Genomic DNA, 23,655 nt, shown 5'->3' on the forward strand with positions numbered 1-23,655 from the left:
AGGGCGCACCAGTTCGCACCGCACCCGGTGCTGTGCTGTCGCCCGCAATGGTCCCGCACCCGCGGGAAGAGCTCTTCTCGGTCCTCGTGGTCGACGACCACCCGCTGCTGCGGGAGGCCATCGCCGCCCGGCTGCGGTCGATGGGGGCCGGCACCGTGTACGAGGCCGCCTCGGTGGCCGAGGCGCGGGCACGTGCGCACGCCAACGGGCCGTGCGACCTCGCGATCCTCGACCTCGGCCTGCCGGACGGCAGCGGGCTCGACCTCGTCACCGAGCTGCGCTCGCTGGGCTGGAACCGGCTCGTGGTGCTGGCGTCCTCGGACGACCCGTACGCGGTGCGCTCGGCCTTCCAGGCCGGGGCGCAGGCCTACCTGCTGAAGTCCGCGTCGGCGGCCATCGTCACCGACGGTGTGAAGCGCGTCCTCGACGGCGGCGTGTACGCCGACCCGACGGTCGCCCCGCTGCTCGCGACGGGCACCCGCGTGCCCGGCACCGACAACACCCCGCGCGAGCTGTCGGCGCGCGAGGTCGAGGTCCTGCAGCTCGTCGCCGACGGGCAGTCCAACAAGGAGATCGGCGAGGCGCTGAGCCTCTCCGCGCTCACCGTGAAGAGCCACCTGTCGCGCATCGGGCGCAAGCTCGGCACGGGTGACCGCGCGCAGATGGTCGCGCTGGCGATGCGGGCCGGGGTCATCCGCTGATTCCAGAGGGCCCAGATCGGTCGAGCACCGACGGTTCAGCGGCGGAGGAGGGGACGCCGGAGGGACCGGCACCCACCCCCCTGCTGGCGCCGGCCGACGGGCTCCCCCCCGTCGTCGCCGACCGCGACGCCCTGCGCGCCACCGCGGCGGCCTTCGCCGCCGGGACCGGCCCCATCGCCGTCGACGCCGAGCGGGCCTCCGGGTTCAAGTACTCGCAGCGCGCCTACCTGGTGCAGCTGCGCCGGGCGGGCGCGGGCACCGCCCTGGTCGACCCCATCCCCATGGGCAGCGACCTCTCCGACCTCGCCCCGGCGCTGACCGGGCCGGAGTGGGTCCTGCACGCGGCCTCCCAGGACCTCGCCTGCCTCGCGGAGACGGGTCTCGCGCCGAGCCGGCTGTTCGACACCGAGCTGGCCGGGCGCCTGGCCGGGCTCCCCCGCGTCGGGCTCGGCCCGATGGTCGAGAACCTGCTCGGGCTGGCCCTGGAGAAGGGTCACGGCGCCGCCGACTGGTCGCGCCGCCCGCTCCCCCAGGACTGGCTGGTCTACGCCGCACTCGACGTCGAGGTGCTGGTGGAGCTGCGCGACGTCCTCACCGCGCTGCTCGACGAGCAGGGCAAGCTCGACTGGGCCCACCAGGAGTTCGAGGCGGTCCGCACCGCGGGCCCGCCCACCCCGCGGGCCGAGCCGTGGCGGCGCACCTCGGGCATCCACAAGCTGCGCAAGCCCCGCCAGCTCGCCGCCGTGCGCGCGCTGTGGGAGGCCCGCGACAGGCTCGCCGCCGAGCGCGACATCGCGCCCGGTCGCGTCCTGCCCGACGCCGCGATCGTCGACGCCGCCGTCACCGCACCGGAGACGGCGGGCGCGCTGGGCGGGCTGCCGGTGTTCCGGGGCCGGTCGCAGCGGCGGCTGACCGCGTACTGGTGGTCGGCGCTGGCCGCGGCCGAGCGCCTCGACGCGGCCGACCTCCCCCGCCCGACGGCCCCCGCCGAGGGGCCGCCGCCGGTCGCCCGCTGGGCCGACCGCGACCCCGACGCCGCCGCCCGCCTCGCCGCCGCCCGCGCCGCCGTCGCCGCGATCGGCACCGAGCGCACGGTGCCGGTGGAGAACCTGCTGCAGCCCGACCTGCTGCGCCGCCTGTGCTGGACCCCGCCCGAGGACGGCGACGTCGCCGGCTTCCTGCGCAAGGGCGGGGCCAGGGAGTGGCAGATCGAGCTGCTGTCCCCCGGCCTCGTCACGGCACTGGCCGCCCGCGCCTGACGCCCCCGGTCAGCCGGGGAGGCGGACCGTCACCGTCAGCCCGCCGCCGGGCACCGGCTCGGCCGACACCGAGCCGCCGTGGGCCCGCACCACCGCCCGCACGATCGACAGGCCCAGCCCGGAGCCGGGGGTGTCGCCCGTGCGCTCGACGGGACCGCGGCGGAACGGCTCGAACAGCTCCTCGACCCGGTCGACCGGGCGCCCCGACGACGCCACGCACAGCTCCGCGCCCCCGTCGCGGACCCCGGTGACGACCTCGATCCAGCCGCCGGTGACGTTGTGGCGCACCGCGTTCTCCAGCAGGTTGCCCGCCACGCGCTCCAGCAGCACCGCGTCCCCGGCGACGGGGGCGTGCGCGGTGCGGACCTGCACGCGCAGCCCGCGGTGCCCGGCCTCGACGCGCACCGCCGCCAGCGCGGGCACCACGACCGCGGCCAGATCGACCGGGCGGACGTCGGCGAGATCGGCGCCCTCGGTGCGCGCGAGCAGCAGCAGGCCGGCGACGAGGTCGTCGGCGCGACGGGTGGCGTCGCGCACCACCGCTCCCATCCGCCGCAGCTCGGCCTCGTCGGCGGCCGGGTCGGACAGCGTCACGTCGACCTCGGTCCGCAGCACGGCGAGCGGGGTGCGCAGCTCGTGGCTGGCGTTGGCCACGAAGCGGCGCTGGGCGTCGAACGCGGCCTGCAGGCGGTCGAGCATCGCGTCGAACCCGGCCGCCAGCTCCGCGACCTCCCCGCGCGCCGAGGCCAGCCCCAGGCGGGTGTCGAGGGTCTCCACGGTGAGCCGCCGCGCGGCCGCCGTGACGGCGTGCAGGGGCCCCAGCACCCGCCCGACCAGCACCCACGACACCAGCGCCGCGGCCAGCACCACCAGCGGGAACGCGACGAGGCCCGCGCGCAGCACCTCGTCCTGAGCGGCCCGCCCGACGGCGTCGCCGAGGCCGTCGGCCGGGACCGTGATGCCGTCGACGCGCACGGTGCTGCCCGGCGGCAGCGTCGGCACGGCCTGCGCCACGTCGCCGACCAGCAGCCAGCCCAGCCACAGCAGCAGCGCGCTGACCAGCGCCACCAGCCCCGTGGCGAGGGCCGTCAGCCGCGGTCGCAGACCCACGGGCTCACCCCGCGGCCGGTACGCGGTACCCCGCGCCCACCACCGTCTCGATCACGCCGGGCTCGCCGAGCTTCTTGCGCAGGGTCATCACCGTGACCCGCACGGTGGTGGTGAACGGGTCGGCGTTCTCGTCCCACACGCGCTCCAGCAGCTCCTCGCTGCTCACGACGCTGCCGCCCGCGGAGATGAGCACCTCCAGGACGCCGAACTCCTTGCGCGTGAGCTCCACCGGCCGCTCCGAGCGCAGCACCGTGCGCCGGGCCGGGTCGAGCGCGACGTCGCCCGCGACGAGCATCGGCGGGGCGGCCGGGGTGGCCCGCCGGCCGAGTGCGCGCAGGCGGGCGACGAGCTCGGGGAAGTCGAACGGCTTGGCGAGGTAGTCGTCGGCGCCGCGGGACAGCCCGTCGACCTTGTCGGCCAGCGTGCCGCTCGCGGTGAGCATCAGCACCCGCGTGGTGGCCCCGGAGGCCACGATCTCCCCGCACAGGACGTCGCCGGACATGCCCGGCAGGTCGCGGTCGAGCACCACCACGTCGTAGCGGGTGACGGTGGACTTCTCGTGGCCCGAGTCGCCGTCGTAGGCGACGTCGACGGCCATGCCCTCGCGCCGCAGGCCGCGCGCGATCGCGTCGGCCAGCGGGTGCTCGTCCTCGACGACCAGCACGCGCATCAGGAGTCCGCCCGGATGTCGCGGGCGGCCAGGTCCGACGGGCCCGGCGTCGTGAACGACGGCAGCGCCGACGCCCACTCGGTGACCCGCCGGGCCACGTCCTGCGCGGTGAGCCCGGTGGCGGCGAGCACGTCGTCGCGGCTGCCGTGGTCGAGGAAGCGCTGCGGGATCGCGACGTCGCGCAGCGGCACGTCGCACTCCGCGTCGCGCAGCGCGGCCGAGACGACGGACCCGAAGCCGCCGTGGCGGCCGCTGTCGCTGACGGTGACGACCAGCCGGTGCGCCCGCGCCAGGTCGACGACCGCGTCGGGCACCGGGAGCACCCACCTCGGGTCGACGACCGTGACCGCGACGCCCTGCGCCGACAGCCGCTCCGCCGCCGCCACCCCCAGCTGCCCGAACGCGCCCGCGCAGACCAGCAGCACGGCGGCGTCGGGGCCCTCGTGCAGCACGTCGACGCCGTCGACCCGGCGCACGGCGGGCACCGACTCGATCACCGACCCCTTGGGGAAGCGCAGCGCGGTCGGCCCGTCGTCGACGGCGACCGCCTCGGCCAGCTCCTCGCGCAGCGTGGCCGCGTCGCGCGGGGCGGCGACCCGCATGCCGGGGACGATGCCGAGCAGCGAGAGGTCCCACATGCCGTTGTGCGACGGCCCGTCGCTGCCGGTGACGCCCGCGCGGTCGAGCACCAGCGTGACGGCCTGCCGGTGCAGCGCGACGTCCATGAGCAGCTGGTCGAAGCCGCGGTTGAGGAACGTGGAGTAGAGCGCGACGACCGGGTGCAGCCCGCCGGCGCTCAGCCCGGCCGCGCAGGTCAGCGCGTGCTGCTCGGCGATCCCGACGTCGATCCAGCGGTCCGGGTGGGCGTGCGCGAACGGGGCGAGCCCGGTGGGGCCGAGCATGGCCGCGGTGATCGCGACGACGTCGGTGCGCCGCTTCCCGAGCTCGACCATCTCCTCGGCGAACACGCTCGTCCACCCGACCGACGGCGCCCCGGTGGGCAGGCCCGTCTCGGGGTCGAAGGCGGCCGGGCTGTGCATCTGCTCCAGCTCGTCGTTCTCCGCGGGGAGGTAGCCGTTGCCCTTGCGGGTGACGGCGTGCACGATCACCGGCCCGCCGAACCGCTTGGCCCGGCTCAGCGCCGACTCCATCGCGGCGACGTCGTGCCCGTCGACCGGGCCGAAGTACTTGATCCCCAGGTCGGAGAACAGCTCCTGCGGGCTCAGCGCGTCCTTGAGGCCGGCCTTCATCGCGTGCAGGCCCGCGTAGAGGGTGCCGCCGACGACGGGCGTGCGCGCGAGTGCGGCCTTGCCCGCGTCGAGCACGCGCTCGTAGCCGGGCTGCAGCCGCAGCGAGGCGAGCCGGTCGGCCAGCCCGCCGATCGTCGGGGAGTAGGAGCGGCCGTTGTCGTTGACGACGATGACGACGTTGCGGTCGGCCGCCGCGATGTTGTTGAGCGCCTCCCAGGCCATGCCGCCGGTCAGCGCGCCGTCGCCGATCACCGCGACGACGTGGCGCTGCTGGCCGGTGAGGGCGTAGGCGCGGGCGATGCCGTCGGCCCAGGACAGCGACGACGACGCGTGGCTGGACTCGACGACGTCGTGCTCGCTCTCGGCCCGGCTCGGGTACCCGGACAGGCCGCCGGTCTTCTTCAGCCGGTCCCAGCCGTCGTGGCGGCCGGTGAGCAGCTTGTGCACGTAGGCCTGGTGGCCGGTGTCCCAGACGACCGTGTCGCGCGGGGAGTCGAAGACGCGGTGCAGCGCGATCGTCAGCTCCACGACGCCCAGGTTGGGCCCGAGGTGCCCGCCGGTGCGCGAGACGCACTCCACGAGGAAGCGGCGGATCTCGGCCGCGAGCTCGGGCAGCCGGTCGGGCCCGAGGCGTCGGAGGTCGGCGGGACCACTGATCGTTCGGAGCACGGTCACCGGCCCAGTCTACGGACGGTGACCCGCGGGCGCCGTCACGCCGTGGGGCGGCGCGGGGACGGGACGTGGCCGTCCGCGGCGATGCGCACCAGGTTGCGGCCGGCCTCCTTGGCCGCGTAGAGCGAGCTGTCGGCCGCCCTGAGCACCTGGTCCAGCGTGGTGCCGTCGGTGGGGACGGTCGCGCCGCCGACCGAGACGGACAGCCCGGTGACGGTGCAGACGCCCCCGGATGTGGCGACCCCCACGTCGAGCCGGGCCACCCGGTGGCGCAGCCGCTCGGCGACGTCCCACAGCTCGGTGCCGCCGGGCCGCAGGTCGGGCAGCAGCACCACGAACTCCTCGCCGCCGAACCGGCCGACGAGGTCCTGCGGCCGCACGCCGGCGCGCAGCTCCGCGGCCACCGCGGCGAGGACGTCGTCGCCGGCGAGGTGGCCGTGGGTGTCGTTGACGATCTTGAAGTGGTCGAGGTCGAGGATCAGGATCCCGGCCCCTGTGCCCGCGCGGTGCGCCCGCCGGACCGTGCGCAGGGCCTCCGCGCGCCAGGCGGCCACGTTGAGCAGGCCCGTCTTGGCGTCGGTGCTCGCGTCCTGCTCCAACTGCCGGACGAGCACGGCGCGGTGCAGCACGAGGATCGGCGGGAGGACGAGCGCGACCAGGCCGGGCGTCGAGGCGAGCGCCACGGCGGCCAGCGCGCCCATGCACAGGGTGGCGACCTCCAGCGCGTTGTCGTCCCAGCGCCCGAGGAGGTCGCGCAGCGCGACGCGCGGCTCGGTCAGCGCGATCGCGGCCCCGACCAGGACGGTGTTGACCAGCACGTACGCGACGACGGCCAGACCGACCGCGATCACCACGGCGGGCCGGGCGGGGTCGGCGGGCAGCCCCCCGGCGAGGGCGACGACCTCGTGGGCGGCGCGGACGGCGAGCAGCACGGTCGCGGTCGTGTAGAGGTGGCGGTAGAGCGGGATGCCGGCCGGGGCCCACACGCGGTGCCACAGGTGCAGGTAGACCAGCACGACGACGGCGACGGCGAGCCCGGGCGGGAGCAGCAGCGCGGCGGCGAAGGTCCAGACCGAGGACAGGTCGAAGTAGGAGTTCTCCGACGCCCGGCGCCGGACCCGCTCGATCCCGGTGGCGAGCTCGGTGTGCACGACGCTCAGCGCCGTCAGCCCCAGCGCCAGCAGCAGCGGCCCACCGCCCGGCGGCAGGGCCGCGATCCCGGCGACGGCGACGACGAGCGCGGCGAGCTCCACCGACAGCGCGACCGCCACGAGCCCCGGGCCCAGACCCCACAGGGTCCGCGCTCCCGGTGCGGGTGACGGCTCGTCCACGCCCCGAAGGCTAGTGAGCGGGCCCCCCCGTGTCAGGGTGGCTGGAGTCGCACGACGGGGTGGAACCGTCACCCCCGGGCTCACACTCCGTAGCGGCGACCGGGCGTCGAGTTCTCCGCCGCGCGGGGCTGCGGGGCCGTCGGCTGGACGCCCATGCGCACGACGTTGCGGCCGGCGCGCTTGGCCGCGTACAGCGCGGTGTCCGCCACCTGCAGCAGTTCGCGCAGCTCACGGCCGTCGTCAGGGTAGAGCGAGCAGCCGACCGACGCGCTGAGCCCGGCCACGGTGAGCGGCCCGTCGGCGGTGGGCATCTCGACGCGCAGCTCGGCGATGCGCGCCCGGATCCGCTCGGCCACGACCTGCATCTCCCCGGTGCCCGCGCCGGGCTCCCCGAGGGCACCGAGCAGCACGACGAACTCCTCGCCGCCGAAGCGGCCGACGAGGTCGCGGTCGCGGACCTCGGCCCGCAGGGTGTCGGCGACCGCGGCGAGGACGCGGTCGCCCGCGAGGTGGCCGTGGGTGTCGTTGACGTCCTTGAAGTGGTCGAGGTCGATGACGAGGACCGCCCGCGGCCCCGACCGGCGCTCGGCCCGGCGCAGCTCGCGCTCGGCCTGGGTGTGCCAGGCCGCGGCGTTGAGCAGGCCGGTCTTGCCGTCGGTGCTGGCCGCGACCTCGAGGTGGCGCACCAGCACCGCCCGGTGCAGCACCAGCAGCGGCGGGAACACGAACACGACCAGCCACGGGTTGACCGCCAGCGCGGCCGCGGTGAGCGCACCGAGGCACAGCGTGGCGATCTCGAGCAGGTTCTCGTCCCACTCCCCCACGATCGAGGCGACGTCGGCCTGCGGGGAGTTGACCGCGATCACGCCGGCCACCAGCGCCGTGTTGACGGTGAGGAAGACGAGCACGCCGAGGGCCAGGACGTGCAGGTCCCAGCGGCCGCCGGCGCCCTCCGCGGTGACCGCCTCGATCACCCCGGAGGTGGCGAGGCAGGTGAGCACCATCGTGGCCGAGCTGAACAGGTGCTTGAAGACGGGGTTGCGCGGCCGGGCCGACCTCAGCCACAGGTGCAGGTGGATCACGAACGTGCAGAGCACCGCGTAGATCGGCGGGAGCAGCACGATGGCCGCGAAGAACCACACCGAGCCCAGGTTGACGTGCACCTCGCCGTTCACGCGGCGCCGGATCTGCTCCACGCCCCGCGCGATCTCGGTGTGCAGGAGGCCGAGTCCGACGATCAGGAGCACATCGCGCACGGTGCGCCCGTCGGGTGCGGAACTGCCCATCGCGAATACGACGACCAGTGCGAGTGCCGTGAACTCGACCGTCAGGATCGCCGCCGACAATCGCACGGGCAGATTCCAGATGGGCCATCCCGCGACGATCGCCGGCAGCCTCCGGCCGGGCGCGGGGCGCCCGGTGCTGAGGCCAGGACTCATCGGTCTCCTAGATCGTCTCGGCGTGCCACGTCGACGCTAGCCCAGTGCGGGAGTGACGTCATCCCTGACCGCGACGCTGCGCCGACCGGTTCCGTTCATCCCAGAGCGATCATTCGGACACTGACCCGAACGGCCTAACAACGTCGTCCAGATGCAGTCCATGCGGCCGGACGGAGTCGCACGCGCCGTCCGGTCGGCGACCCTGATGCCGTCCGGCGGAACCGGGCGCGTCCGACCATCCGCGGACGGCGCGACCGGAGCCGGGAGCGACGACCCCGACGGCCCCGACCAGGAAGGAGACGCCCGTGACCGGCAAGGACTGGAACTGAACCCCTGCACCCGCGATCGACGTCGAGCACGGGAAAGGAGGGGAAATGGGCAAGGACTGGAACTGAGCCGACGACCCCGCACCCCACAACCGGAAAGGACCGCCTCATGGGCAAGGACTGGAACTGACCCCCACCACCCCACACCCCACAACCCGAAAGGACCGCCTCATGGGCAAGGACTGGAACTGACCCCCACCACCCCACACCCCACAACCCGAAAGGACCGCCTCATGGGCAAGGACTGGAACTGACCCCCACCACCCCACACCCCACAACCCGAAAGGACCCCCCATGGGCAAGGACTGGAACTGAGACGGTCAGGCGGCGGCCGGCAGGGGCCGCCCGACGTGGTCGTCCGCCGAGGCGGACCGCCACGCGAGCGCCCCGCCGAGCGCGATCGCCACACCCGCGGCCCCGCAGACGGCGATCGCCGTCGAAGGGGTCCAGAGATCGGCGAGCAGGCCACCGGCCAGCACGGCGACACCCTGACCCGCGACGATGCCGGAGGCGGCGACGCCGATGGCCCGGCCGCGGATCGCGGTGGGGGTGGCCCGGACGAACGACGCCTGGGCCTGCATGACGTACGCCGTCGACGCCATGCCGGACACGCCGAACAGCAGGAGCGCGACCGGGACCCCCGGGACCAGGACGGTGAACAGCAGAGGGACGCCGGCGGCGACGGCGAGCACGCCGATCAGGCGCGCTCGCCGCGCCGGCGACACGAACCGCACGAACAGCCACGCGCCGAGCACGCTGCCCAGCGGGTCGGCGGCCATCAGCAGCCCGACGACGGCCGGGCCGGCCCCGATCTGGGCGGCGTACGGCGCGGCCAGCGCCTCGGGCACCACGTAGAGGCCGACCATCCAGACGAGCAGGACGAGTGCGCGCCGCCGCGGGTCGGCGACGACGTCGGTGATCCCGGCGAGCAGGTCGCGGGCCCCGGTCCGCGGCGTCCCGTCGGCCCGGGGCCGCCGCGCGAGCCCGAACCGGAACAGCGCGCCCGCGACGAGGAACGTCACCGCGTTCAGCGCGAGCGCCGCGGACGGGCTGACCGCCGCGACGAGCAGGCCCCCGGCGGCGAACCCCACGACCTGGGCGGTCTGGCCGGTGATCTGCGCGACGGCGAGGCCGCGCTCGTAGAGGTCGCCGGGCAGCAGGTCGGGCAGCAGCGCCCCCCGGGCCGCGGTGTGCGGGGCGCCGAGCAGCACGACGAGCACGAGCAGCCCGCACAGCACCGGCAGCGGCACCTGCGGGACCGCCATCACCCCGACCAGCGCGGCCCGCGCGACGTCGGTGACGACGAGGACCTCGCGGCGCGGGAAGCGGTCGGCGACCCCGGACAGGAGCACGCCGCCGACGATCGCGGGCAGGAACGTCAGCGCGTAGGTGGCCGCCGCCCAGGCCGCCGACCCGGTGCGCCCGTAGACGAGCACGGCCAGCGCCACCCGCGCGAGCTGGTCGCCCGCGACGGAGAGCAGATCGGCCAGCCACACCGTGCGGTACTCCCGCACCGCGAAGACCTGCCGCAGCGTCCTGTCCGTCATCGGTACCCCCGGACCGAGCGTAGGCACCCGTACGCCCCGCGTCATGTCGGACGCGGCTCAGTCGCTGCCCGCCGTCCGGGTCAGCAGGTCGGCGACGTGCGCGATCTCGTTGACCGTGCGCACCAGCCTGCGCCCGTCGCGCACGGCGAGCACACGGCTGATCCCGGTGTAGTCCAGCGGGAACGCGAGCGGGCGGTCGATGCCGAGCAGGTGCGCGAGCCAGCAGTTGACGACGCCCGCGTGCGCGACGACCACGACGGTGCCGCGGCCCGGGTGGTCGGCGATGATCCGCTCCAGCGCGGCGGCGACCCGGCCGGTGAACTCCGCGACGTCGACGCCCTCGGGCAGCAGCCCGTCGACGATCCGCTGCCAGCCCGCCGGGTCGACGACCGGCATCTCGTGCACCGGCACGTAGTGCGCGGCGTCGGCGTCGTACTCGCGCAGGTCGTCGACGAGCACCGGCTCGACGCCCAGCGCGGCCGCGAGCGGCGCGGCGGTGGCGCGGGCCCGGGCCATCGGGCTGGAGTAGAGCGCCTCCACCTCGGGGCCGACGGCGTCGACGACGCGGTGCGCCTGCTCCAGCCCCAGCGGGGTGAGCGGCGGGTCGGCGACCCCGCCGGCGGCGCCGTCGACGCGCTCGGGCAGGGCGTGGCGGACCAGTACCAGCTGCACCGTCAGGCCGGGACGTGCGCGGAGTGGCCCGCGTCGCGCAGCGCGGCCCGCAGCGCGTCGCGGTGGCCGTCCTGCTCGGCGGCGTCGACGGTGGCGGCGGCGTTCGCGAAGTCGAACGCGGCCATGTCGCCGGCCGGGAACACGTGCAGGTGCAGGTGCGGGACCTCGAACCCGGCGACGAGCAGCCCGACGCGCGGCGGGGAGTACACGGTGCGCACGGCCTCGCCGATCGCGTGCGCGACCGACGTGAGGTGCGCGAGGAGCGCGGGGTCGGCGTCGACCCAGTGGTCGACCTCGGCCCGCGGCACGACGAGCGTGTGCCCGGGGGCGAGCGGGTTGATCGAGAGGAAGCCGACGGCGAGGTCGTCGGCCCAGACGAAGCGCCCGGGGAGGTCGCCGTCGATGATCTTCGTGAACACGGTGGTCATAGGAGGCACACACTAACGTGGGGATCATGGCCAGAACCATCGCGACGAACACGACCGTCGACCGCGCGGAGCTCACGGAGTTCCTCCGCCCCCGCCACCACGTGATCCTCATGACACCCCGCAACGACGGGTCCTGGCAGGGCTCCCCGGTCACCTCCGGTGTCGACCCCGAGGGCCGGATCGTCATCGCGACCTACCCGGAGCGCGCCAAGTCGCGCAACGTCGCCCGGCACGGGAAGGCCTCGGTCGTCGTGCTGTCCGAGGAGTTCGACGGGGCGTGGGTGCAGGTGGACGGCGACGCCGAGCTGATCGAGCTGCCCGACGCGGTGGAGCCGCTCGTCGACTACTTCCGCTCGATCTCCGGCGAGCACTCCGACTGGGACGAGTACCGGCGGGCGATGGTCGACCAGGGCAAGGCGCTGATCCGGATCACCCCGACCCGGTGGAGCCCGATCGCCACCGGAGGGTTCCCCGCGCGGCTCGCGTGAGGCAGGGCGTCGGCCCGTCCCGGTAACCTCGCGCCGTCGTCCCCCACCGAATCGATTGCGAGAACCACATGCGGCCGTGGCCGGGTCACGCCTATCCCCTGGGTGCCACCTACGACGGCGCGGGCACGAACTTCGCCCTGTTCTCCGAGGTCGCCGAGCGGGTCGAGCTCTGCCTGTTCGACGAGGCGGGCACCGAGGAGAAGGTGCCGCTCACCGAGGTCGACGGCTTCGTCTGGCACGGCTACCTCCCCACCGTGGAGCCCGGGCAGCGCTACGGGTTCCGGGTGCACGGCCCGCACGACCCGAACCAGGGCCTGCGCTGCAACCCGAACAAGCTGCTCATCGACCCCTACGCCAAGGCCCTCGACGGCCCGGTGAAGTGGGACGAGGCCGTGTTCGGCTACCCGTTCGACGACCCGGACGCGCGCAACGACGCCGACTCCGCGCCGTTCGTGCCCAAGTCCGTCGTGGTCAACCCGTTCTTCGACTGGGGCTCCGACCGGCCGCCGAAGATCCCGTACAACGAGTCGGTCATCTACGAGGCGCACGTCCGCGGGCTGACGATCGCCCACCCCGACATCCCCGAGGCGCTGCGCGGCACCTACACCGGCCTCGCGCACCCGGCGATGATCGAGCACCTGAAGAACCTGGGCGTCACGGCCGTCGAGCTCATGCCGGTGCACGAGTTCCTCAACGACCACCACCTCCAGGAGAAGGGGCTGTCCAACTACTGGGGCTACAACACCGTCGCCTTCCTGGCCCCGCACCACGCCTACGCCATGGGCAACAACCGCCCCGGCAACCAGGTGCAGGAGTTCAAGGCCATGGTCCGCGACCTGCACGACGCGGGCATCGAGGTGATCCTCGACGTGGTCTACAACCACACCGCGGAGGGCAACGACCGGGGCCCCACGCTGTCCATGCGCGGCATCGACAATCACGCGTACTACCGCGTCGTCGAGGACGACCCGCGCTACTACATGGACTACACGGGCACCGGCAACTCGCTCAACGTCCGCAACCCGCACACCCTGCAGCTGATCATGGACTCGCTGCGCTACTGGGTCACCGAGATGCACGTCGACGGGTTCCGGTTCGACCTGGCGTCCACCCTGGCCCGCGAGTTCTACGACGTCGACCGGCTGAGCGTGTTCTTCGACCTCGTGCAGCAGGACCCGGTGATCAGCCAGGCCAAGCTCATCGCGGAGCCGTGGGACGTCGGCCCCGGCGGGTACCAGGTCGGCAACTTCCCGCCCCTGTGGACCGAGTGGAACGGCAAGTACCGCGACACCGTCCGCGACTTCTGGCGCGGCGAGCCCGGCACGCTCGGCGAGTTCGCCCAGCGCCTCACCGGCAGCTCCGACCTCTACCAGAACGACGGCCGCCGCCCGTTCGCCTCGATCAACTTCGTCACCGCGCACGACGGGTTCACCCTCAACGACCTGGTCTCCTACAACGAGAAGCACAACGAGGCCAACGGCGAGGACAACAACGACGGCGAGAGCCACAACCGGTCGTGGAACTGCGGCGTCGAGGGCCCCACCGACGACGCGGGCGTGCTGGAGCTGCGCGCGCGGCAGCAGCGCAACATCATCGCCACGATGCTGATCAGCCAGGGCGTGCCGATGCTGCTGCACGGCGACGAGCTGGGCCGCACCCAGAACGGCAACAACAACGTCTACTGCCAGGACAGCGAGATCGCCTGGGTCGACTGGTCGCTGGCCACGAAGAACGCGCCGCTGATCGGGTTCACCGCGGGCATGGTCGCGCTGCGGCACGCGCACCCGGTGTTCCGGCGGCGCCGGTTCTTCGCCGGCCGGCCGATCGCGCCCCGGCGGCGCTCCGACCCGGCGGCCGCGCTGCCCGACATCGCCTGGTTCACCCCCACCGGCGAGGAGATGACCGAGGGCGACTGGGACTCCGGCTTCGGCAAGTGCGTCACGGTGTTCCTCAACGGCGACGCCATCTTCGACGTCGACGCGCGCGGCGAGCGGGTCGTCGACGACTCCTTCGTCATCGCCCTCAACGCCCACTACGAGGACATCGACGTCGTGCTGCCCGGCACCGACTACGGCTCGCAGTGGGCCGTGGTGGTCGACACGACCTCCGGGCTGGTCACGACGCTCGCCACGGCTCCCGGGATGCCCCCGTCCGAGCCGCAGACGGTCGCGGCCGGGGCCACCTACCGGGTCACGGCCCGCTCGCTGGTGGTGTTCCAGCGCACCGAGGGCCCGTGAGCTAGGGCGCGAAACCCGCGTCGGGCACCACGGCCACCTCCAGCACGAGCGGGGTGCGCCGGGTGCCGAGGCCGGGCACCTCGGCGTCGAGGACCGCGAGCAGGTCGTCGTGGTCCTCGACGCGCCGGGCCGGGCAGCCCAGCGCCGTGGCCAGCCCGGACACGCTGACCTCGGTGAAGGCCGGCCAGGGGGCGCGACCGCCGTGCTGCTCGGCGAGCCGGTCCATCACCGCGTAGCGGCCGTTGGCGAGCACGACGACCAGCACCCCCACCCCGTAGTGGGCCGCGGTCCACAGGGCCTGGATCGCGTACAGCGAGGACCCGTCCCCCACGACGGCGACGACCGGAGTCCCCGGCCGGGCCATCCGCACGCCGACCGCGGCGGGCAGCGCGAACCCGAGCCCGCCCATCGCGGCGCTGAGGAAGCCCAGCGGCCGGCGGGCGGGCAGCAGCCGGTGCAGGTCGGGGCGGCTCGACGGGGTCTCCTCCACCACCACCGACTCCGCGGGCAGGCGCGCGGCCAGCGCGGCGAGCACGTGCCCGGCGCGCAGCTCCTCCCCCGGTCCGGGCGGTGCGGGCGCCGTGCGGTCCGGGCCCGCCACCGGCGTGGCCGCCCGGGCCCGCACGGCCGTCGCGAGCGCCCGGCACACCGCGGCGGGCGGGGCCAGCAGGGCGAGGTCGGCGACGCTGTGGTGGGCGTCCTCCGCGTCGTCGGTGACCAGCGCGACCCGGGTGCCGGGCCCGACGAGCGGCCCCGGCTCGAACGGGTACTGGCGCAGCACCGGCGCGCCCACGGCGAGCACGAGGTCGTGTCCGGCCAGCGCCGCCCGCAACCGGGCGCGGCCGGCGGGGAGGTGCCCGGCGAAGCGCGGGTGGTCCTGCGGGAAGCCGGCGCGCGCCGCGAACGGCTCCTGCCACACCGGGCAGCCCAGCCGCTCCGCCAGCGCGACCAGCGCCGCCCAGGTGGCGGGGTGGTCGGCGTCCGCCCCCACCACCAGCGCCGGGGCGTCCGCGTCGTCGACGAGCGCGGCCAGCTCGGCCACCGCGTCCGGGTCCGCGGCGCCGGCGTGCCGCAGCACCGTCGGCGCCGGGTGCTCCTCGTCGTCGGCGGGGGCGGCCCAGTCGTCGCTCGGCACGATCACCAGGGCCGGCCCGCGGCCGGTCACCGCCTCGTGCCGGGCCCGCGCGACCATCCCCGGCACGTCCTGGGGGCGCTCGGGCCGCCCGACCCACACGGGGTGGCTCCCGGCGAGCCCGTCGAGGTCGCCCGCGAGGAACGGTCGGTACGCGAGATGGCGACGGTCCTGCTGGCCGACGAGGACCACCAGCGGCACCCGGTTGACCCGGGCGGTGGCCAGCGCGCCGACCGCGTTGCCCAGCCCGGCCGTGGTGTGCAGCACGGCCAGCGCGGGCCGGTCGTGCGCGGTGGCCCAGCCGGTGGCGATGCCCACCACCGAGCCCTCGTGCAGGGCGAGCACGAACTCCAGGTCCGGCGGGAGGCCGGTGAGCAGGGTGATCTCGGTCGACCCGGGGTTGGCGAAGACCGTGGTCAGCCCGTGGCGGCGCAGGACGTCGAAGGTCGCGTCGCGGACGGTGCGGGTCACGCCTTCCGCCCCCCGCCGACGACGGCGGCGACGGAGACGGCCCCGACCGCCGCCACGCCCGCGAAGATGTAGAAGCCCCAGGGGTAGGCGATCCCGGCGGTGAGCAGCGCGCCGCCGATCAGCGGACCGGCGATCGCGCCGATCCGGCCCACCCCGCTGACGCTGCCCAGCGCCGTGCCGCGCACCGCCGCCGGGTAGTGCTGCCCGACGAAGGCGTAGCAGAGCACCTGCGCGCTGAACACGAAGATCCCGGCCAGCAGCACGCTGACGTACACCCCGATGCCGGGCAGCCGGACGCTCAACAGGGCCAGGAACAGGGCGCCGAGGGCGAACCAGGTGACCGTCGCGAGGCGGGTGCCGATGCGGTCGGCGACCCGGCCCGCCACGAGCAGGCCGATCACGGCGCCCGCGTTGAGCGTGAGCAGCAGGGCCAGCGAGGCGTCCAGCTCGTAGCCCGCGGAGATCATGATCTGCGGCAGCCAGGTGTTGAGCCCGTAGACGAGCAGCAGGCCCATGATCGAGGTCACCCAGAACGCGACCGTGGCGCGCAGGTAGCCGTCGCGGAACAGGGCGCGCACCGGGTTGGCCGGCGCCGGGGCCTCGACGGCCGCGGAGGCCCCCGCCCCGCGGGCGCGCAGGAAGTCGACGGACTCGGGCAGGAACCGCCACAGCAGGGGCACCAGCACGATCGCGGGCAGGGCGCCGAGCACGAACATCGCCTCCCAGCCCCAGACCGGGATCACCGCGATCCCGAGCAGCGCGGTCGCGACGGCACCGACGTGGTACCCGGTCATCAGGACGGTGGTGGCACTGCCGGAGCCGCCGGGCGGCGCGTACTCGTTGACCATCGCGAGCGCCACCGGCAGCACCCCGCCGAGTCCGAGCCCGGCCAGGAACCGCAGCAGCCCGAAGACCTCGGGGCCGGGGGCGAAGGCGCACGCCAGCGTCAGCACCGAGAACCCGACGACGGTGAGCAGCATGGTGCGCCGCCGCCCGATGAGGTCGGCGACCGGACCGATCGCCAGCGCGCCGACCATGATCCCGAGCAGCCCGACCACCGAGATCAGGGCGCCCGAGTTCGGGTCGAGGCCCCAGTCGCTCCTCAGCAGGGACGGCAGCACCACCCCCAGCACGACAATGTCGTAGCCCTCCAGGGCCACCGCCGCCCAGCACAGGGGCCGCACCCACCCCGCTCCCACCTGCGTACGCGCCGCCGACTCCGTCGTCATGGTCCGGGAGTGTGACCCCCGCCGCGGTCCGGCGTCAGGGGGCGTTCCCACTCAGTGAAGAGCGAGCGCGACACCGCCGTCGCCGCCATCCGCACGGCCGGGACCAGCAGCGCCAGGTTCTCGGTGTCGCTCGGCACCACCACCGAGATCCCGGCCAGCACCTCCCCCGCCGGCCCCACGACCGGCGCGGCGACCGACGCCGCCCCGTCGGTCATCTCCTCGCGCGAGAGGCAGTGCCCGGTGCGCCGGATCTCCGCCAGCGCGGCGGTGAGGCGGCCCGGGTCGGTGATGGTGCCCGACGCGACGCGCGGCAGCCCGCCGGCCAGGACCGCGTCCAGGACGTCGGGCGGCGCGTGGGCGAGCAGGACCTTCCCCGGCCCGCTGGCGTGCAGCGGCAGGCGCTTGCCCACCTGCGAGCGCAGCTCCAGCCGGGTGTGCCCGGCCAGCCGCTCCAGGAACAGGGCGTGGGTGCCGTCGAGGACGACCAGGTGCACCGGGTACCCGGTGACCGCGCACAGGTCCTGCAGGACGGGGAGCGCGGCGTCGCGCAGGCCGCGGGCGACCGGCGCGAGCGACCCGATCTCCCACAGCCGCATCCCGACCCGGTACCGGCCGCGGGCCACCCGCTCCAGCGCACCCCACCCGACCAGCTCCGCCACCAGCCGGTACGCCGTGGCCGACGGCAGCCCGGACGCCTGCGCGATCGCGCGCAGCGTCTGCTCGGGGCGGTCCGGGGTGAACGTGCCGAGCACGGCCAGGCCCCGGCCGAGCACCGACCGCGTGGCGGGGCTCACGTCCGCCGACAGTAGGGCCCGCTCGCCCGGCCGGGGAGGGGGTCGTCGGCTAGGTTCCTGCGCGTGCCAGATGCTCGGAGAACAGCGGCCCCGTCGTCCACCTACCGGCTGCAGTTCTCGAAGGACACCACCTTCGACGACGCGGTCGGCCTGCTCCCCTACCTCGACGCCCTCGGGATCGGCGCGCTCTACGCGTCGCCGCTGCTGGAGTCCGGGGCGGGCTCCAACCACGGCTACGACGTCGTCGACCCCACGCGCGTCTCGGCCGAGCGCGGCGGCGAGGAGGGCCGGCGCCGGCTCGTCGACGCCGTGCGCGCGGCAGGGCTCGGGTTCGTGCTGGACATCGTGCCCAACCACGTCGGCGTGGACGTGCCGAAGGCCAACCCGTGGTGGTGGGACGTGCTGCGGCTGGGCCGCGACTCCGAGCACGCGGCCACGTTCGACGTCGACTGGGACGCCGGGCCGATCCTGCTCCCCGTCCTGGGCGACGACTCGCTCGACGACCTGGCGGTCGAGGGCGACGAGCTGCGCTACTACGAGCACGCCTTCCCGATCGCCCCCGGCACGGGCGGGGGCACCCCGCAGGAGGTGCACGAGCGGCAGCACTACCGGCTCGTGAACTGGAAGCGCGGCGCCGCCGAGCTGACCTACCGCCGCTTCTTCGACGTCTCCACGCTCGCCGCGGTGCGCGTCGAGATCCCGGAGATCTTCGAGAAGACCCACCGCGAGGTGCTGCGCTGGGTCGACGCCGGTGACGTCGACGGGATCCGCGTCGACCACCCCGACGGCCTGTCCGACCCCGGCGCCTACATGCGCCGCCTGCGCGCGGCCATCGGGCCGGACCGCTGGCTGCTCGTCGAGAAGATCCTCGGCGTCGGCGAGGACCTGCCGCCGTCGTGGCCGGTCGACGGGACGTCGGGCTACGAGGCGCTGCGCGAGGTGCAGGGCGTGTTCGTCGACCCCGACGGCGCCGGCCTGCTCACCCAGCTCGCCGCCGAGCACACCGGAGGGCGGCAGAGCCTGCACGGCGCGGAGCACGACGCCCGCCGCGAGGTGGCGGGCACGATCCTGGCCGCCGAGGTGCGCCGGATCGCCGGGCTCGTGCCCGGCGACACCGACCGCACCCGTGACGCCGTCGCCGAGCTGCTGTGCGGGTTCCCGGTCTACCGCTCCTACCTGCCGGAGGGCCGCGACTCCCTCGACGTCGCCGTCTCCGTCGCCCGCACCCACCGCCCCGACCTCGCCGACGTCCTCGACGCGATCCGCGCGACGATGCTCGCCGAGCCCGCGGGCGAGCTCGCCACCCGCGTGCAGCAGACGTCCGGGATGGTCATGGCGAAGGGCGTCGAGGACACGGCGTTCTACCGCTGGAACCGGTTCGTCGCCCTCAACGAGGTCGGCGGCGACCCGTCGCGGTTCGGGGTCTCCCCCGGCGAGCTGCACACCGCCCTCGCCGTCCGCGAGGCGTCCTGGCCCGCCACGATGACCACGCTGTCGACGCACGACGCGAAGCGCTCCGAGGACGTCCGCGCCCGGCTCGCCGTGCTCGCCGAGATCCCCGGCGAGTGGGCCGACCGGTTCCGCCGCTGGTCGGCCGCGCACCCGCTGCCCGACCCCTCGCTCGACCTGCTGGCCTGGCAGAACCTGGTCGGCGCCTGGCCCATCTCGGAGGAGCGGCTGGCGTCCTACCTGGGCAAGGCCTCCAAGGAGGCCAAGCTCGTCACCAGCCACGTCGAGGCGGTGGCCGAGGTCGACGAGGCCGTCGCCGCGTGGCCAGCCGCCGTGCTCGGTGACGCCGCGCTGGTCGCCGAGATCGAGGAGTTCGTCGCGCGCGTCTCCGGGCCGGGCCGGTCGAACTCGCTGGGTCAGAAGCTGCTGCAGATCGCCGGGCCCGGCGTGCCCGACGTCTACCAGGGCACCGAGCTGTTCGAGTACTCGCTGGTCGACCCGGACAACCGCCGCCCGGTCGACTGGGCCGTCCGGCGCGACCTGCTCGCCGGGCTCGACGGGGGCGCGCTCCCCGACGTCGACGCCGACGGGGCGGCGAAGCTGCTGGTCACCGCACGGGCCCTGCGGCTGCGCCGCGACCGCCCCGAGGTGTTCGACGGCTACCGCGCGGTGCCCGCCCAGGGCCCCGCCGCCGCCCACGCGGTCGCGTTCGCCCGCTCGTCGTCGCTGGTGGCGGTCGCGACGCGGCTGCCGGTCGGGCTCGCCGCGCGCGGCGGCTGGGGCGACACCGTGCTCCCGCTCCCCGACGCCGCGGGCGACTGGGTCGACGTCGTCACCGGCACCGCGGTCGAGGGCTCCGCACCGGCGCTGGCGACGCTGCTCGCGCGCTACCCGGTGGCGCTGCTGGTGCGCCCGGCCTGAGCCCTCCGGCGCCGTCCCGCGGCGGAGGGACGGCGCCGGGGACGGTCAGCGACGGGCCGACACCACGGGCAGCCGGTCGGTGACGGCCGCGTCGTCGGCCACGACCGGCGGCACCGGAGCGGGGGCCTGCGCCTCGTCCCCGGGCGGGTCGCCGGCCACCAGGGACCGGTCGGCCACCCGCAGGGCGACCCCGCCGCGCGACCGCCGGACCTCCAGCAGCGACAGCGCACCGCGCAGCACGAGGATCATCCCGAGGTTCTCGGTGATCTCCTCGACGTGCGTGCCGATCTGCAGCGGCATCCCGTCGGTGCCGGGGCGGTCGAGGAACCCGTTGACGGTCTCCAGCCCCAGCGCCGCGACGAAGAACACCGCGATCCCGACCAGCAGGTCGCGCCGGGGGGCACCGCCCAGCCGGGTGGCCAGGCGCCAGAACGCCCACACCACCCCGGCGCCGATGACGGCACCCGGCAGCACCCAGGCGTACTCGAACACGCCGAGGTCCCGGTCGGCCATCAGCTCGCCCAGCGCCTTGAGGCGCTCGTGCAGCGCCGCGAAGTCGTCGAACGCGAGCAGCGCCAACAACCCGGCCGTCACCAGGAACGGTGCGCGCAGCCGTCCCCCGACCAGCACACCGGCCAGCGCGAGGGCTCCGGCCGCGGCGAGGAACGTCATGACGCTGAAGAACGTCGGGAGGTTCATCTCCTCGGAGACGCCGAAGAACAACCGCACCGGGGAGCCGGGGGCGGCCATGACGTCGACACCCGGGGCGATGTTGGGCAGGCCGATGCTGAGCGCGCCGAGCACGAACGCCGTGATCACCAACGCGCGGGGCAGTCGGGGTGCCAGGGCGCGCCACCCGCCGTCCGGGCGGGGCTCGCCGTCCTGCCCGCGTCGGTGTCCCGCCATGCGTCCTCCCGGTGCGCTCTACCGGGCATCGTATGGGTGAACATCAGGAGGCCCGTGACCGACTCCCGGATGACGGGCGTCCGGTGGTGCTCACCCGTAGTTCTCCGGAGGTGTCGCTGCGTCACCGGTCATTACCGTCCCCGGCGTGTCGATCACGGCCTTCCGCCGGCGGATCACGACGGGGCCGGTCTCCGGCGCGGCGCCGCTGCCCGGCGGCGTGCTGGTCCGCACCGCGGACGGGCTGGTGGCGTACGCGGAGTGACGCTCGCGGCAGGCCGTGCGTCGCCGGAGGTCGCCTGGAAGGATTCAGCCCCGTGACCGACTTCGAGGTGTGGGCCCCGCACCGCAACCAGGTACGCGTGCTCGTCGACGGGGCGCCCCACCCGATGACCCGGGACGGGGCGGGCTGGTGGCGCGCCGCCGTCGACTCGGCCGGCCCCGGCACGGCGTACGCGTTCCTCCTCGACGACGACGAGACGCCGCTGCCCGACCCCCGCTCGCGCTGGCAGCCGACCGGGGTGCACGGGGCGTCCCGCGTCTACGACGAGGCCGGGCACCGCTGGCAGGACCGCATGTGGACCGGCCGCGCGCTGCCGGGCAGCGTCCTCTACGAGCTGCACATCGGCACGTTCACCCCCGACGGCACGTTCGACGCGGCGATCGGCAAGCTCGACCACCTCGTCGCCCTGGGCATCGACATGGTCGAGGTGCTGCCGGTCAACGCCGTCGACGGGCCGCGCAACTGGGGCTACGACGGCGTCGGCTGGTACGCGGTCACCGAGAACTACGGGGGCCCGGACGCGTTCAAGCGGTTCGTCGACGCCTGCCACGTCCGCGGGATGGGCGTCGTGCTCGACGTCGTCTACAACCACCTCGGCCCGTCGGGCGCCTACCTCGACCGGTTCGCGCCGTACTTCTCCGGCAGCAACATCTGGGGCCCGTCGGTCAACCTCGACAAGGCGCACTCCGAGCCCGTCCGCCGCTTCGTCGTCGAGAACGCGCTGATGTGGCTGCGCGACTTCCACGTCGACGGACTGCGCCTCGACGCGGTGCACGCCCTGCACGACGAGCGCGCCACGCACGTGCTCGAGCAGCTCGCGATCGAGGTCGAGGCCCTGTCGACGCACGTCGGACGCCCGCTCTCGCTGATCGCGGAGTCCGACCTCAACGACGCGAAGCTGGTGACGGCCCGCGAGGGCGGCGGCTACGGCCTGCACGCGCAGTGGTGCGACGACATCCACCACTCGCTGCACTCCGCGCTCACCGGCGAGGGCCAGGGCTACTACGCCGACTTCGCGACCGCGGGCCTGACCGGCCTCGCGCACGTGTTCACCCGCGCGTTCCTGCACGAGGGCACGTGGTCGAGCTTCCGGCAGCGGCTGCACGGCGCGCCGGTCGACACCCGCCGCGTCCCCGGCCACCGGTTCCTGGCCTACCTGCAGAACCACGACCAGATCGGCAACCGCGCCACCGGCGACCGGCTCACCGAGACGCTGTCCCCCGGGCTGCTGGCCTGCGGGGCCGCGCTGCTGTTCGGCTCCCCGTTCACCCCGATGCTGTTCATGGGCGAGGAGTGGGGCGCGCGCACGCCGTGGCAGTTCTTCTCCCACTTCCCCGACCCCGCGCTGCGCGAGGCCGTCCGGAAGGGGCGCACCGCGGAGTTCGCCGAGCACGGCTGGGGCGAGGTCGAGGTGCCGGACCCCAACGCCGAGAGCACCTTCACCGACTCGAAGCTCGACTGGGACGAGCAGCTCGCCGAGCCGCACGGCACCCTGCTCCAGGTGCACCGCCAGCTGATCGCGCTGCGCCGGGAGTGGGCCGAGCTGTCGGACCCGTGGCTCGACGAGGTGGAGGTCGACATCGACGAGTCCGCCCGCACCGTCGTCCTGCACCGCGGCAGGCTGCGGGTGGCCTGCAACCTCGGGCCCGACCCCGTGACCCTCGCCCTGAACGCCCCGGTCCGCCGGATCCTGCTGGCCAGCGAGCCGGTGCAGGGTCAGGACGGCGCCCTGACCCTGCGCCCGGAGTCGTTCGCGATCGTGCAGGTGGGCTAGCTCGTCACGAGCTGCGTGGTCACCGGCGTGGTGTTGCGGAACAGGTCGAGCACCGGGCAGTGCTCGTCGACGGCGGCGGCGAGCGTCCGGTACTGCTCGGGCGTCGCCGGGCCGGACAGCGTGACCGTCACGCGCACCTCGCCGAAACCGGGGCGCACGGCGTCGTCGAGCCCGAAGAAGCCGCGGACGTCGAGGTCGCCCTCGACGTCGACGGCGATGTCCTCGAGCGGGATGCCGAGCTTCACCGCCCAGAACCGGTAGGTGACGACCTGGCAGGACAGCAGCCCGGCCAGGGCGTTCTCCACCGGGTTGGGGGCGTCGCCTGCACCGCCGAGGGCGGGCGGCTCGTCGACGACGACGCTGTGGCGGCCGATGCGGATCTCGGCCCGGACGCCGTCACCGCCGGTGCCGGAGGCCCGGAACCGGACCGCGGCCCGGTCGGGGTCGTCGGCGAGCGTGGCTCCCGTGGCGTCGAGGATCGTGCTCAGGGTCCGGTCGCGCTCGGTGGCGGACGCCGGGGGCTGCACGGACACGGGATCGCTCCTGGTGGTCGGGCGGGTGCGGGGGTC

At 74.8% G+C, this 23,655-nt stretch carries 19 protein-coding genes; 6 read left to right on the top strand and 13 right to left on the bottom strand.

All coding sequences use genetic code 11. The annotated features are described in order from the left end of the window. Positions 1 to 47: 47 nt before the first annotated feature. On the top strand, positions 48 to 701 hold the full coding sequence (locus H6H00_RS27015) for a LuxR C-terminal-related transcriptional regulator (protein ID WP_075949948.1): 654 nt from the start codon (positions 48 to 50) through the stop codon (positions 699 to 701). Further along, positions 701 to 1,960, top strand: a complete 1,260-nt coding sequence (locus tag H6H00_RS27020) for a ribonuclease D (protein WP_185722807.1) — start codon at positions 701 to 703, stop codon at positions 1,958 to 1,960. Before H6H00_RS27015 ends, H6H00_RS27020 begins: the two co-directional genes overlap by 1 nt. A gap of 9 nt (positions 1,961 to 1,969) precedes the next feature. Here H6H00_RS27020 and H6H00_RS27025 read toward each other — a convergent pair whose 3' ends face one another. The 8 genes from H6H00_RS27025 to H6H00_RS27060 form a co-directional block, all read right to left on the bottom strand. Next, the gene (locus H6H00_RS27025; RefSeq protein ID WP_185718469.1) at positions 1,970 to 3,070 is read right to left on the bottom strand and encodes a sensor histidine kinase; all 1,101 of its coding nucleotides are present in this window, start codon (positions 3,068 to 3,070) and stop codon (positions 1,970 to 1,972) included. A 4-nt stretch (positions 3,071 to 3,074) separates the two neighbouring features. Continuing rightward, complete coding sequence (locus tag H6H00_RS27030; protein WP_185718470.1) at positions 3,075 to 3,740, bottom strand: response regulator transcription factor; 666 nt, start codon at positions 3,738 to 3,740, stop codon at positions 3,075 to 3,077. Next, the gene (dxs, locus tag H6H00_RS27035) at positions 3,740 to 5,665 is read right to left on the bottom strand and encodes a 1-deoxy-D-xylulose-5-phosphate synthase (RefSeq protein WP_185718471.1); all 1,926 of its coding nucleotides are present in this window, start codon (positions 5,663 to 5,665) and stop codon (positions 3,740 to 3,742) included. Before dxs ends, H6H00_RS27030 begins: the two co-directional genes overlap by 1 nt. Positions 5,666 to 5,700: 35 nt before the next feature. After that, complete coding sequence (locus H6H00_RS27040; protein ID WP_185718472.1) at positions 5,701 to 6,993, bottom strand: GGDEF domain-containing protein; 1,293 nt, start codon at positions 6,991 to 6,993, stop codon at positions 5,701 to 5,703. A gap of 80 nt (positions 6,994 to 7,073) precedes the next feature. After that, complete coding sequence (locus H6H00_RS27045; RefSeq protein ID WP_185718473.1) at positions 7,074 to 8,345, bottom strand: GGDEF domain-containing protein; 1,272 nt, start codon at positions 8,343 to 8,345, stop codon at positions 7,074 to 7,076. Positions 8,346 to 9,078: 733 nt separating this feature from the next. Beyond that, complete coding sequence (locus H6H00_RS27050; protein WP_185718474.1) at positions 9,079 to 10,305, bottom strand: MFS transporter; 1,227 nt, start codon at positions 10,303 to 10,305, stop codon at positions 9,079 to 9,081. A 57-nt stretch (positions 10,306 to 10,362) separates the two neighbouring features. After that, positions 10,363 to 10,977, bottom strand: coding sequence for a histidine phosphatase family protein (locus H6H00_RS27055; RefSeq protein WP_185718475.1), 615 nt, complete (start codon positions 10,975 to 10,977; stop codon positions 10,363 to 10,365). Positions 10,978 to 10,979: 2 nt separating this feature from the next. Further along, positions 10,980 to 11,405 carry an HIT family protein gene (locus tag H6H00_RS27060; RefSeq protein WP_185718476.1) on the bottom strand — a complete coding sequence of 142 codons (426 nt, stop codon included), beginning with the start codon at positions 11,403 to 11,405 and terminating at the stop codon, positions 10,980 to 10,982. A gap of 26 nt (positions 11,406 to 11,431) precedes the next feature. Between H6H00_RS27060 and H6H00_RS27065 the strand changes: the two genes are divergently transcribed. Together H6H00_RS27065 and glgX are read left to right on the top strand one after the other, a co-directional pair. Continuing rightward, complete coding sequence (locus tag H6H00_RS27065) at positions 11,432 to 11,893, top strand: PPOX class F420-dependent oxidoreductase (RefSeq protein ID WP_185718477.1); 462 nt, start codon at positions 11,432 to 11,434, stop codon at positions 11,891 to 11,893. A gap of 68 nt (positions 11,894 to 11,961) precedes the next feature. After that, positions 11,962 to 14,130: a glycogen debranching protein GlgX gene (glgX, locus tag H6H00_RS27070; RefSeq protein WP_185718478.1), complete on the top strand. Its 2,169-nt coding sequence runs from the start codon at positions 11,962 to 11,964 to the stop codon at positions 14,128 to 14,130. Position 14,131: 1 nt separating this feature from the next. On the opposite strand, the gene H6H00_RS27075 is transcribed toward glgX, so the two are convergent. Genes H6H00_RS27075 through H6H00_RS27085 form a run of 3 tightly spaced genes read right to left on the bottom strand, consistent with a single transcriptional unit; the run spans position 14,132 to position 17,756 of the window. Beyond that, the gene (locus H6H00_RS27075; protein WP_221775681.1) at positions 14,132 to 15,733 is read right to left on the bottom strand and encodes a thiamine pyrophosphate-dependent enzyme; all 1,602 of its coding nucleotides are present in this window, start codon (positions 15,731 to 15,733) and stop codon (positions 14,132 to 14,134) included. After that, a complete protein-coding gene (locus H6H00_RS27080) occupies positions 15,730 to 16,962 on the bottom strand; it encodes an MFS transporter (protein ID WP_185718479.1) in 1,233 nt (410 codons plus the stop codon). The genes H6H00_RS27075 and H6H00_RS27080 overlap by 4 nt, the downstream gene beginning before the upstream one ends. Beyond that, positions 16,959 to 17,756, bottom strand: a complete 798-nt coding sequence (locus H6H00_RS27085) for an IclR family transcriptional regulator (RefSeq protein WP_255425391.1) — start codon at positions 17,754 to 17,756, stop codon at positions 16,959 to 16,961. The genes H6H00_RS27080 and H6H00_RS27085 overlap by 4 nt, the downstream gene beginning before the upstream one ends. A 63-nt stretch (positions 17,757 to 17,819) precedes the next feature. Here H6H00_RS27085 and treY point away from each other — a divergent pair, with 63 nt between their 5' ends. Continuing rightward, entirely contained in the window at positions 17,820 to 20,126 is a 2,307-nt protein-coding gene (gene treY, locus H6H00_RS27090; protein ID WP_185718480.1) for a malto-oligosyltrehalose synthase, read from the top strand. A 45-nt stretch (positions 20,127 to 20,171) separates the two neighbouring features. Here treY and H6H00_RS27095 read toward each other — a convergent pair whose 3' ends face one another. Further along, the gene (locus H6H00_RS27095; RefSeq protein ID WP_185718481.1) at positions 20,172 to 21,032 is read right to left on the bottom strand and encodes a DUF8692 domain-containing protein; all 861 of its coding nucleotides are present in this window, start codon (positions 21,030 to 21,032) and stop codon (positions 20,172 to 20,174) included. 314 nt (positions 21,033 to 21,346) lie between these two features. On the opposite strand from H6H00_RS27095, the gene treZ reads away from it, so the two are divergent. Beyond that, complete coding sequence (treZ, locus tag H6H00_RS27100; RefSeq protein ID WP_255425392.1) at positions 21,347 to 23,086, top strand: malto-oligosyltrehalose trehalohydrolase; 1,740 nt, start codon at positions 21,347 to 21,349, stop codon at positions 23,084 to 23,086. Here the strand turns inward: treZ and H6H00_RS27105 are convergent. Beyond that, a complete protein-coding gene (locus H6H00_RS27105) occupies positions 23,083 to 23,619 on the bottom strand; it encodes an OsmC family protein (protein WP_255425393.1) in 537 nt (178 codons plus the stop codon). The genes treZ and H6H00_RS27105 overlap by 4 nt on opposite strands. Between the last annotated feature and the right edge of the window lie 36 nt (positions 23,620 to 23,655).

Source organism: Pseudonocardia petroleophila (assembly GCF_014235185.1).
Taxonomy (GTDB): Bacteria; Actinomycetota; Actinomycetes; order Mycobacteriales; family Pseudonocardiaceae; genus Pseudonocardia; species Pseudonocardia petroleophila.